Raw genomic sequence first — 9,894 nt, forward strand, 5'->3', positions numbered from 1 at the left:
TCGGAATGCGGCTGCGGCTGCGTTCGGCGGGCATTACTCGCCTTCGCCAAACCTGTCATTAATCAGGGCGGTCAACGCATCGACACATGCCTGCTCATCATCGCCCTCTGCTTCCAGGGTCACTTTCGCGCCCTTGCCGGCGGCCAGCATCATCACGCCCATGATGGACTTGGCGTTGATGCGGCGCGCGTTGCGGGTCAGCCAGACGTCGCTCTTGAACTTGGCGGCGAGCTGGGTAAATTTGGCGGAGGCGCGTGCGTGCAGTCCCAGCTTGTTGATGATTTCGAGTTCTTTTTGAATCATTTTTGTATGGTCTCTATCCCTGAATGCACTGCATTGTTGCCAGCCCTGCTATAAAACCCGCCGCCTTCAGGGCGGCGGCCATGTCACGCTTTACTCGCCCACGCGAATGCGGTTATCGACGCGCACGGCGCCGCTTTGCGCACCGGCCAGCGCCATCTCCACCACCACGTCGAGCGTGTCGCGGCGATACGTGATGGCGCGCAGCAGCATCGGCAGGCTGATGCCGGCGATGACTTCCACCCGCCCCGCATCGGCCAGCTTGTTGCAGCAGTTCGACGGCGTGCCGCCCTTCACGTCGGTAATCACCAGTACGCCGGAACCGTCGTCGAGGCGGCAGATGGCTTCCGACGCCAGTTTCTGCACTTCCATCAGGTCCTGGTCGGCGACGACGTCGATGGCTTCAAACCGTTCCGTTGGCCCCCGGAACACATGCGCGCAGGCGGCGATGAACGCCTGTCCCAGCGGTGCATGTGTCATGAGCAAAATCCCTACCATAGTCATTTCACCTTCTGGCGCTGCTGCGCTTGCGCAACGCCATGCTCGACGGCGTCGACAAACATGGCTGCCACGTCAAAGCCCGTCTGCTGCATGATTTCCTGGAAGCAGGTCGGGCTGGTGACATTGACTTCCGTCAGATAGTCGCCGATCACGTCCAATCCTACCAGCATCAGGCCACGCGCGGCCAGGATCGGGCCCAGCTTTTCTGCGATTTCCAGATCGCGCGCCGTCAATGGCTGCGCCACGCCCGTGCCGCCGGCGGCCAGGTTGCCCCGTACTTCGCCCGCCTGCGGGATGCGCGCCAGCGAAAACGGCACCGGCTTGCCGCCGATGACGAGAATACGCTTGTCGCCCTTGACGATGTCGGCGATGAAACGCTGCGCCATGATGGTCTGCGCGCCATTGTCCGTCAGCGTCTCGATGATGGCGCCCAGGTTTAGGCCATCGGCCTTGACGCGGAAGATGCCCGTGCCGCCCATGCCGTCGAGCGGCTTGAAGATGACGTCCTGGTGCTTGGCGTGGAAGGCGCGCAGGCGCGCTTCGTCCGACGTCACCAGGGTCGGCGACGTGAATTCGGAAAACTGGGCAATGGCCAGCTTTTCATTGTTGTCGCGGATGGCGGACGGCTTGTTGAAGACGCAAGCGCCCTGCTTTTCCGCCAGTTCCAGCAAATACGTGCCGTACACGTATTCCATGTCGAACGGCGGGTCCTTGCGTTCGATGATGGCGTCCAGGGTAGACAGGCGCACTTCTTCGGTCGAGACGACCTTGTACCAGTCGTGCTCGTCGCCGGTCAGCTCGATGTGTTTGACCCGTGCCGTGACAATGCCCTCTTCCAGCGCCATGTCCTTCTGTTCGAAGGCATACACGGCATGGCCGCGTTTGGCCGCCTCGCGCATCATGGCGAAGGTGGAATCTTTGTAAGTCTTGAAGCCTGCCAGCGGGTCGGCAAGGAATGCAATTTTCATGGTGCGTCCAATCGGGGAGCCTGGATAAGGAATGCTTGATTCTAGCCGAGATCGCCAGGCGCGGTAGTCACCGGGCCCGGCGAGCTGCAGCGAGGGCTCAATACACCTCGGGATTCGGGTCCGTACGCTCCATTTCCAGCGACGCGGCCAGCAAGGCCAGGCGCGCCACCACGCCATACACATAGAAGCGGTTCGGCGCGGCCGTGCCCGGCTTGGCCTTCAAGTCCGGCACGGCATGTTGCTGGGCAAACGCCAGCGGCACGTACTGCGAGCCTGGCGCGTTCAGGTTCTGGTCCACGCCTTTTTCAGCATGCACGCGGTAGAAGCCGCCCACCACGTAGCGGTCGATCATGTAGACGACGGGCTCGGCCACGGCATCCTTGATGCTTTCAAACGTGGGCACGCCTTCCTGGATGAGGACGTCGGTCACCAGCTGGCCATCCTTGACGATGGACATTTTTTCGCGCTGCTTGCGCGACAGGTCGCGCACTTCGCTGGCGTCGCGCACCGTCATGATGCCCGTGCCATACGTGCCCGCATCGGGCTTGACGATGACGAACGGCTTTTCCTTGATGCCGTATTCCTTGTACTTCTTGCGGATCTTGGCCAGCAGCACGTCGACGCTGGCGGCCAGCGCATCTTCGCCCTCGCCTTCCTGGAAATTCACGTCGCTGCACTTGGCGTGGAAGGGGTTGAGCATCCACGGATCGACATCGATCATCTTGCCGAATTTTTTCACCACTTCATCGTAAGCCGTGTAGTGGTTGCTCTTGCGGCGCAAGGCCCAGCCCGCGTGCAAGGGCGGCAGCAGACTTTGCTCATGAATATTTTGCAAGATGTCGGGGATACCGTCCGACAAGTCGTTATTCAGCAGAATCGTGCACGGGTCGAAATCCTTCAAGCCCAGGCGGCGGCCGTTGTTCAGGCGCACGAGCGGCTCGATGACGAGCATGTTGCCGTCAGGCAGTGCCAGCGGCGTGGGCTGGGTAATCTCGGGCGACCACGAGCCGAAGCGCACGTGCAGCCCCGTCTGGCGGAAAATCTGCATCAATCGCGCCACGTTTTGCAGGTACTGCGGCGTGGTGTTGTGCAATTCCGGCACGATCAGCAGGTTGCGGGCGTCCGGGCAATACTTGTCGATGGCGGCCATGGCCGCTTGCACGGACAGGGGCAGCATTTCCGTGGCCAGATTGTGAAAACCGCCAGGGAACAGATTGGTGTCGACGGGCGCCAGCTTGTAGCCGGCGTTGCGCAAGTCTACCGAGCAATAGAAGGGCGGCGTGTGCTCTTGCCACTCCATGCGAAACCAGCGCTCAATGGCCGGCGTCGCGGCCAGAATCTTTTTTTCGAGGTCGAGCAGCGGTCCGGTCAGGGCCGTGACGAGATGGGGAACCATAGTTACATCCTTAAATTATGTGCAGTATTCAAAAAAGCACACAGAACTGCCGACTATATTACCGTGTAAGTACCCCAAATCGGGGCAAAAGCCTTGTTTTAAAGACCTTTTACATTCCCACAACGAAAAAAAGGCACCTCAATGAGGCGCCTTTTCCAGCCGGACATGCCGCGCCGGGGCGCTGGCATGCCAGATAATGACTATTTAGCCATGATACGCTTGCTCGCCATGGCTCGTGATATCGAGGCCTTCGCGCTCTTCTTCTTCCGGTACGCGCAGGCCGATGACGATGTCGACCAGTTTATAGGCGATGACGGAAATGATGGCAGACCAGAGGATGGTGGTGCCGACCGCTTGCGCCTGCACCCACACCTGGTGGCCGATCGAATACGGATCCGCCGACATCTTGTTGGTGACATAGTCGAAGATTCCCTGGCCGCCCAATTGTGGTGCAGCAAACACACCCGTCAGCAAGGCACCGAGAATGCCGCCCACGCCATGCACGCCGAACACGTCGAGCGAATCGTCGGCGCCGATCAGGCGTTTCAGTCCATTCACGCCCCAGAGGCAGACGACACCGGCCAGCAAGCCGATGACCAGGCCGCCCATCGGGCCGACAAAGCCGGCCGCCGGGGTGATCGCCACCAGGCCGGCGACTGCACCCGATGCACCACCGAGCATCGATGGCTTGCCTTTGCTGATCCACTCGCCAAATACCCACGACAGGGTGGCGGCGGCAGTGGCCAGCAAGGTATTGACGAAGGCCAGCGCAGCCACGTCGCCCGCTTCCAGCGAGGAACCGGCATTGAAACCGAACCAGCCCACCCACAGCAAGGATGCGCCGATCATGGTCATCGTCAGCGAGTGCGGCGCCATCGATTCGCGGCCGTAGCCGACGCGCTTGCCGATCATGATCGCGCCCACCAGGCCGGCGACGGCGGCATTGATGTGCACCACCGTGCCGCCAGCGAAGTCCAGCGCGCCTTTTTGCCAGATCCAGCCAGCCTTCAGGGCTTCGCTGGCCGAGGTGGCGGCGTTGGTGATCAGGTCAGGACCGGTCCAGAACCACACCATGTGGGCCGCTGGCAGGTAGGCGAACGTGAACCACAGCACGACGAAGGCCAGCACGGCGGAAAACTTGGCGCGCTCGGCAAAGGCGCCGACGATCAGTGCGCAGGTGATGGCGGCAAACGTGCCCTGGAACGCGACGAAGACGAACTCGGGAATGACGACGCCCTTGCTGAAGGTGGCGGCCGCGGCAAACGTGCCCTTGGCCGGATCCCAGATACCGTTCAGGAACAGGCGGTCGAAGCCACCGAAGAAGGCGGTTTTTTCCGTGAAGGCGATCGAATAGCCGTAGATGCACCACAGCACGATGACCAGTGCGAACACCATGAACACTTGCATCAGCACCGACAGCATGTTTTTCGAACGCACTAGGCCGCCGTAGAACAGGGCCAAGCCGGGAATCGTCATCAAGATCACCAGCAAGGTGCTGATCATCATGAAGCTGGTATCGCCCTTGTTGGCGACGGGCGCGGCAGCTGGCGCTGCAGCGGCCGGGGCCGGAGCGGCGGCAGCCGGTGCTGCTGCGTCAGCCACCGGCGTGACGGCGGGGGCGGCGACGGCCGTGGTCGTGGCCGCCTCCGTTTTGGCGGGAGCATCGGCAAAGCTCGGCGCGGCGACGCCAAACGCACACAGACAGGCAAACCCAGCTAGCAATTTTGTTATATTTTTACGCATCGATATTCCCCTTAGAGCGCTTCGTTACCGGTTTCACCGGTACGGATGCGGATGACTTGTTCCAGGTTGTAGACGAAAATCTTGCCATCGCCGATTTTACCGGTACGCGCGGCACCTTCGATCGCTTCGATGGCCTGGTCGACAATGGCGTCATCGACGGCCGCTTCAATCTTGGTTTTTGGCAAGAAATCGACGACATACTCGGCGCCACGGTAGAGTTCCGTGTGACCTTTCTGGCGGCCGAAACCTTTGACTTCGGTAACGGTAATGCCTTGCACATTGATAGCCGACAAGGCTTCACGTACTTCGTCCAGTTTGAACGGTTTAATGATTGCGGTAATCATTTTCATGGCAGTCTCGCTTAAAAGGTTTTGGATACGGTCAACACGAGACCGGATTTCGCCAGATTCTTGCCATTCGGTGCCAGCGACGTGATGTTGGCCTTCACGGCAGCCAGGGAAACGGTCGCCATGCCGAAGTCCTTGGTCACGCCGATCTTGTAATCGCTGTAGCTGAGGGAATCGTTGTGCTCGACCTTCTGACGTCCGACATGCAGGTTCAGCATGTAGCCATCGTGCACCTCGACGTTGGCCCCCACATCGAGGTAACCGCTGTTCTTGCTGTCGGCAACACCGAACAGATTCGTGGTCGAATGCGAGTATTTGATATACATCGGGCCATAGCCGAGCTGGCCGTACAGCTCGAAGGTGTTGGCATTGGTGCTCAGTCCATTCGAGGGATAGAAATAGTACAGGCCGCCTACATCATAGGTAAAATCCTTGCTGATCTCCCCACGCTTGCCGCCGTACACATCCCATTCCAGGTTGGTATCGCCGCCGCCGTCCTTGATCCATTTGATGCTCGACAGCCAGGTACCGACGTACAAACCCGTCGGATTGTGGGTATAGTCGGCACCGCCGCTGATGGCCGGTTTCAAGCGGCTTTGCGAGATGCCGCGGTAGCGGTAGTCGCTGGTCAGCGCCACGTTGTAGCTCACCACGTTATCAGGTACGGCCTCGGCTGCAGCAGGCGCCGCCACTGCATCCTGGGCCATGGCGCTACCGCACAAGGCGGTCATGGCCAGCGTCAACGCTGCAGCTAAAGTCATGTTCTTGGACAGATTCTTCATGGCGATTCCCTTTTATTGAACTTTTAAAGCGGTTGAGGTTTAAAATCTTGGCTGGAGATCACAAAGCGTTCATACCTTCTTTAGCAGAATACGTGCCAGCTACATTGCCACCTTGACAGGTGCGTTTCCGGCCATACATACCCTCCAAGCCTCTGGGCATGCGGGTACGGGCTGCTGAAGCATTGTGAATTTGCCCAGTTTCGCACCAGATTAACGCCGCTGTGCACCGCAATGGTGCGATGCACAGGCCGCACCATAAAAGGACTGACCATGGACATGAATACCTTCTTTAACGACTTGCAAGGCAAGATCCATCAAGCCATCGAAAACTCGCCAGCCAAGGATATCGAGAAAAACGTGAAATCGATGATGACCCAGGGCTTCGCCCGCCTCGATCTGGTCACGCGCGAGGAATTCGATATCCAGGCGCAAGTACTGGCCAAGACCCGCGCCAAGCTGGACGCGCTGGAACTGCGCCTGATCGAGCTGGAAACGCGCCTGAACGATAGCAAGGCGTAAGGTGCCGCCAGCCAGGCGCCGATATTGACGGCCTTGCTGGCATAGCTCAAGCCCGAGGGCCTTCCATGCGCTAGACTGATCCTGCCCGCGCCCGCGCCACAGGGGAGTCTGATGAGTCTGGCCGTCCTGAAAAGCCGCGCCCTGGCCGGCATGGAAGCGCCCGAGGTAAGTGTCGAAGTCCACCTTGCCAATGGCTTGCCTTCGTTTACGATTGTCGGCCTGCCGGATACGGAAGTGAAGGAATCGCGCGACCGCGTCCGTGCCGCGCTGCAAAACTGCGGCTTTGAGATGCCGGCGCGGCGCATCACGGCCAATCTGGCGCCGGCCGACCTGCCCAAAGAATCGGGGCGCTTCGACCTGCCCATCGCGCTGGGCATCCTGGCCGCCTCCGGCCAGTTGCCGAGCGACCAATTACACCACTACGAATTCGCTGGCGAACTGTCGCTGTCGGGCCAGTTGCGCCCCATCCGTGGCGCCCTGGCCATGACCTTTGCCATGCAGCGCAGCCAGTCAGGCGCACCGCGCGCCTTCATCCTGCCACAGGCGAACGCGGACGAAGCGGCTCTCGTCAGCGATGCCTGCATCTATCCCGCCCACAGCCTGCTCGAGGTCTGCGCGCATTTTGCCGCGCACGCCAGCCGGATCACCCTGCAACGCCATCAGCCCATGCTGGCCGTACCCGCTTTTGCGTATCCGGACTTTGCCGACGTACAGGGGCAGCAGCAGGCGCGGCGGGCGCTCGAGGTAGCGGCGGCGGGCGGCCATAACGTCCTGATGGTGGGGCCACCGGGCGCAGGCAAGACCATGCTGGCCAGCCGCTTCCCTGGCGTGCTGCCGCCCATGAGCGACGAAGAAGCGCTGGAATCGGCCGCCGTGCATTCGCTGGGCGGCCACTTCAAGGTGGAACACTGGAAACGGCGCCCCTACCGTGCTCCGCACCAGACGGCGTCCGGCGTGGCCCTGGTGGGCGGCGGCAACGTGCCGCGCCCGGGAGAAATCTCGATGGCCCACTGCGGCGTGCTGTTTCTCGATGAAATCGCCGAATTCCAGCGCCGGGTGCTCGAGGTGCTGCGCCAGCCCATGGAATCGGGCGTGATCAGCATTTCACGCGCAGCCCGCCAGGCCGAGTTTCCTGCCCGCTTTCAATTGATCGCCGCCATGAATCCCTGCCCCTGCGGTTATCTGGGCCATGCTTCGGGACGCTGCCGCTGCACGCCAGACGCCGTGCTCCGTTATCACAGCCGCCTGTCCGGTCCGCTACTCGACCGTATCGACCTGCAGATTGAAGTGGCCGCCATGCCACCGGCGGCGCTGGGGCGGCACGCAGGCGCAGGCGAAAGCACGCAAGCCATCGCCACGCGGGTCGCGGCAGCCTTTGCCCTGCAGCTGGCACGCCAGGGGAAAGCGAACCAGCGCCTGAGCAGCACGGAAATCGAACAGCATTGTCGCCTTGAAACGCATGGCGAACAGCTGCTGCATGGTGCCATGGCGCGATTGCACTGGTCGGCGCGCACCTATCACCGGGTACTGCGCGTGGCGCGCAGCATCGCGGACCTGGCGGGCAGCCCCGTCATCATGCAAGCGCACGTCGCCGAAGCGATCCAGTACCGGCGCGTACTGCGTGAAATATAAGCCGGCCAGTGAGCGAGGGCCACACGTGCGCGATTGCGCGTGGCTGGCGGCGCTGCTACCATCTGCTGATGAAAAAACCATCACTTTGCCTCTTTCTGGCTACGCTCGCGGCCGCCAGCGTCCTGTCCGCCTGTAGTCCGAAATTCGACTGGCGCGATTATCGCAGTCCGGATGCGCAGTTCACGGCCTTGTTTCCAAGCAAGCCCGCCGTGCTGACGCGCGAGGTCGATCTCGATGGCAAGAAAGTCAGCCTGACCATGACGGCCAGCGAAGTCGATGGCAATACCTTCGCCATCGGCAGCGCCGTACTCGACAGCGCAGAACAGGCGCAAGCGGCCCTGCCCGCCATGCAGACTGCCCTGTTGAAAAACATCAACGGCACCGTGCGCAGCGAAAAATCCGCATCGGCGGCCAGCAGCACGGCTGCCGGAACGCACCAGCGCAGTTCGCTCAGCATCGAAGCCAAAGGCACGCAGCAAGGCAAGCCTGTCTTGCTGGTCGGCCGTTTTGTGGCGCAGGATAAACGTATCTTCCAGATCATCATTCTCGGCGAAGAAAGCAAGCTGTCGCGTGACACCATCGACACTTTCATGGACTCGGTGAAACTGGATTGAGACTTAACGATCGCTTAAACGGGTGTTTTCACGATAAGCGAGCTCTTGTAAATACGTGCGTTGTCCAACAGATGGCTCTATCCGGCTTGCAAATATGCAATCCCGGACAAACGGACGGCCTGTGCGACATTTCAAGTCGTGATATTGTTTCGACACTAACAACAAGTTTCAGAAAGCGCTTATGTTGATCTCATTCAAATCCAAATCTTCCCCTGAAGTGCTGATGTATCAGGAACATGCCCAGCGTATCCTCGACATCCTGCACAAGAACCCCACGCGCGGCGTCATCACGCCAGCGGAAGCGGGCGATGCCTTGGCCTTGCTGGAAAAAGAAGTCGCGGAAAGCAAACTGCATCCGGAAAACGACATCGAACACGATGTGCATACGCCGGAAACCCTGGAAGATGGCGAAACGGGCGCCCATGCGCGCGCGCAAAAAGTGCATTTTTCTCAGCGCGCCTATCCGCTGATGGAAATGCTGCGCTCGGCCAAGGCGGAAAATGAAAGCATCACCTGGGGCATCTGATCCGATGAACGCTGCAGACGAAAAAAAACCCCGCACCTAGCGGGGTTTTTTTATATAACAAGCCTGACGATAACCTACTTTCACACTGGTTGCAGCACTATCATCGGCGCAAAGTTGTTTCACGGTCCTGTTCGGGATGGGAAGGGGTGGGACCAACTTGCTATGGTCATCAGGCATAACTTTTTCAACAACCTGCTCCCAGCGGGGCAGCAAGTCGTCTGATCTGAGGAGGCGAATTATACCGTAAGTCAGCTTGACGCACAAGCGCGTAAGCCGGCATCGGCACGAAAATGCCAACAATGTTGTCGGATTACGCTACGCTAATCCGACCTACCGACCTGGCCGGCTGTAAACGGACGTAGGTCGGATTAGCGCTACGCGCGTAATCCGACAAGCACCCGCGGCGCCCAACAAAACCATCAGACGAAAAAAAACCCGAGCATGCTGATCGGGTTTCTCTCTACTGCGAATAACAAGCCTGACGATAACCTACTTTCACACTGGTTGCAGCACTATCATCGGCGCAAAGTTGTTTCACGGTCCTGTTCGGGATGGGAAGGGGTGGG

11 protein-coding genes and 2 rRNA genes are annotated in these 9,894 nt (G+C 60.1%); 4 read left to right on the forward strand and 9 right to left on the reverse strand.

Annotated elements, in window-relative coordinates:
- Positions 1–33: 33 nt before the first annotated feature.
- From ACQ4WO_RS22815 to ACQ4WO_RS22845, 7 genes are all read right to left on the reverse strand, one after another.
- Positions 34–303, reverse strand: a complete 270-nt coding sequence (locus ACQ4WO_RS22815; RefSeq protein ID WP_010393142.1) for an HPr family phosphocarrier protein — start codon at positions 301–303, stop codon at positions 34–36.
- 90 nt (positions 304–393) lie between these two features.
- Positions 394–798 carry a PTS sugar transporter subunit IIA gene (locus ACQ4WO_RS22820; RefSeq protein WP_070301592.1) on the reverse strand — a complete coding sequence of 135 codons (405 nt, stop codon included), beginning with the start codon at positions 796–798 and terminating at the stop codon, positions 394–396.
- 2 nt (positions 799–800) lie between these two features.
- Entirely contained in the window at positions 801–1,769 is a 969-nt protein-coding gene (gene gshB, locus ACQ4WO_RS22825) for a glutathione synthase (protein ID WP_436483355.1), read from the reverse strand.
- A 97-nt stretch (positions 1,770–1,866) separates the two neighbouring features.
- Positions 1,867–3,165: a glutamate--cysteine ligase gene (gene gshA, locus ACQ4WO_RS22830; protein WP_436483356.1), complete on the reverse strand. Its 1,299-nt coding sequence runs from the start codon at positions 3,163–3,165 to the stop codon at positions 1,867–1,869.
- A 204-nt stretch (positions 3,166–3,369) separates the two neighbouring features.
- Positions 3,370–4,908 (reverse strand): ammonium transporter, encoded by a 1,539-nt coding sequence (locus ACQ4WO_RS22835; RefSeq protein WP_436483357.1) that lies wholly within the window; start codon positions 4,906–4,908, stop codon positions 3,370–3,372.
- Between the two features lie 11 nt (positions 4,909–4,919).
- Entirely contained in the window at positions 4,920–5,258 is a 339-nt protein-coding gene (locus tag ACQ4WO_RS22840) for a P-II family nitrogen regulator (protein WP_010393464.1), read from the reverse strand.
- A gap of 11 nt (positions 5,259–5,269) precedes the next feature.
- Positions 5,270–6,037 (reverse strand): TorF family putative porin, encoded by a 768-nt coding sequence (locus ACQ4WO_RS22845; protein WP_436483358.1) that lies wholly within the window; start codon positions 6,035–6,037, stop codon positions 5,270–5,272.
- Between the two features lie 270 nt (positions 6,038–6,307).
- On the opposite strand from ACQ4WO_RS22845, the gene ACQ4WO_RS22850 reads away from it, so the two are divergent.
- The 4 genes from ACQ4WO_RS22850 (at position 6,308) to ACQ4WO_RS22865 (ending at position 9,328) form a co-directional block, all read left to right on the forward strand.
- Positions 6,308–6,556, forward strand: coding sequence for an accessory factor UbiK family protein (locus tag ACQ4WO_RS22850; RefSeq protein ID WP_128141223.1), 249 nt, complete (start codon positions 6,308–6,310; stop codon positions 6,554–6,556).
- Between the two features lie 111 nt (positions 6,557–6,667).
- Positions 6,668–8,188 (forward strand): YifB family Mg chelatase-like AAA ATPase, encoded by a 1,521-nt coding sequence (locus ACQ4WO_RS22855; protein ID WP_436483359.1) that lies wholly within the window; start codon positions 6,668–6,670, stop codon positions 8,186–8,188.
- 68 nt (positions 8,189–8,256) lie between these two features.
- The gene (locus ACQ4WO_RS22860) at positions 8,257–8,802 is read left to right on the forward strand and encodes a hypothetical protein (RefSeq protein ID WP_436483360.1); all 546 of its coding nucleotides are present in this window, start codon (positions 8,257–8,259) and stop codon (positions 8,800–8,802) included.
- 181 nt (positions 8,803–8,983) lie between these two features.
- Positions 8,984–9,328, forward strand: coding sequence for a DUF1840 domain-containing protein (locus ACQ4WO_RS22865; RefSeq protein WP_092716690.1), 345 nt, complete (start codon positions 8,984–8,986; stop codon positions 9,326–9,328).
- A 61-nt stretch (positions 9,329–9,389) separates the two neighbouring features.
- Here ACQ4WO_RS22865 and rrf (ACQ4WO_RS22870) read toward each other — a convergent pair.
- Both rrf (ACQ4WO_RS22870) and rrf (ACQ4WO_RS22875) read right to left on the reverse strand, forming a co-directional pair.
- A 5S ribosomal RNA gene (rrf, locus tag ACQ4WO_RS22870) occupies positions 9,390–9,502 on the reverse strand.
- Between the two features lie 302 nt (positions 9,503–9,804).
- Positions 9,805–9,894, reverse strand: a 5S ribosomal RNA gene (gene rrf / locus ACQ4WO_RS22875); the annotation flags it as partial.

Origin of the sequence: Janthinobacterium aestuarii (genome assembly GCF_051380835.1) — a bacterium.
GTDB classification, from domain to species: domain Bacteria; phylum Pseudomonadota; class Gammaproteobacteria; order Burkholderiales; family Burkholderiaceae_D; genus Janthinobacterium; species Janthinobacterium aestuarii.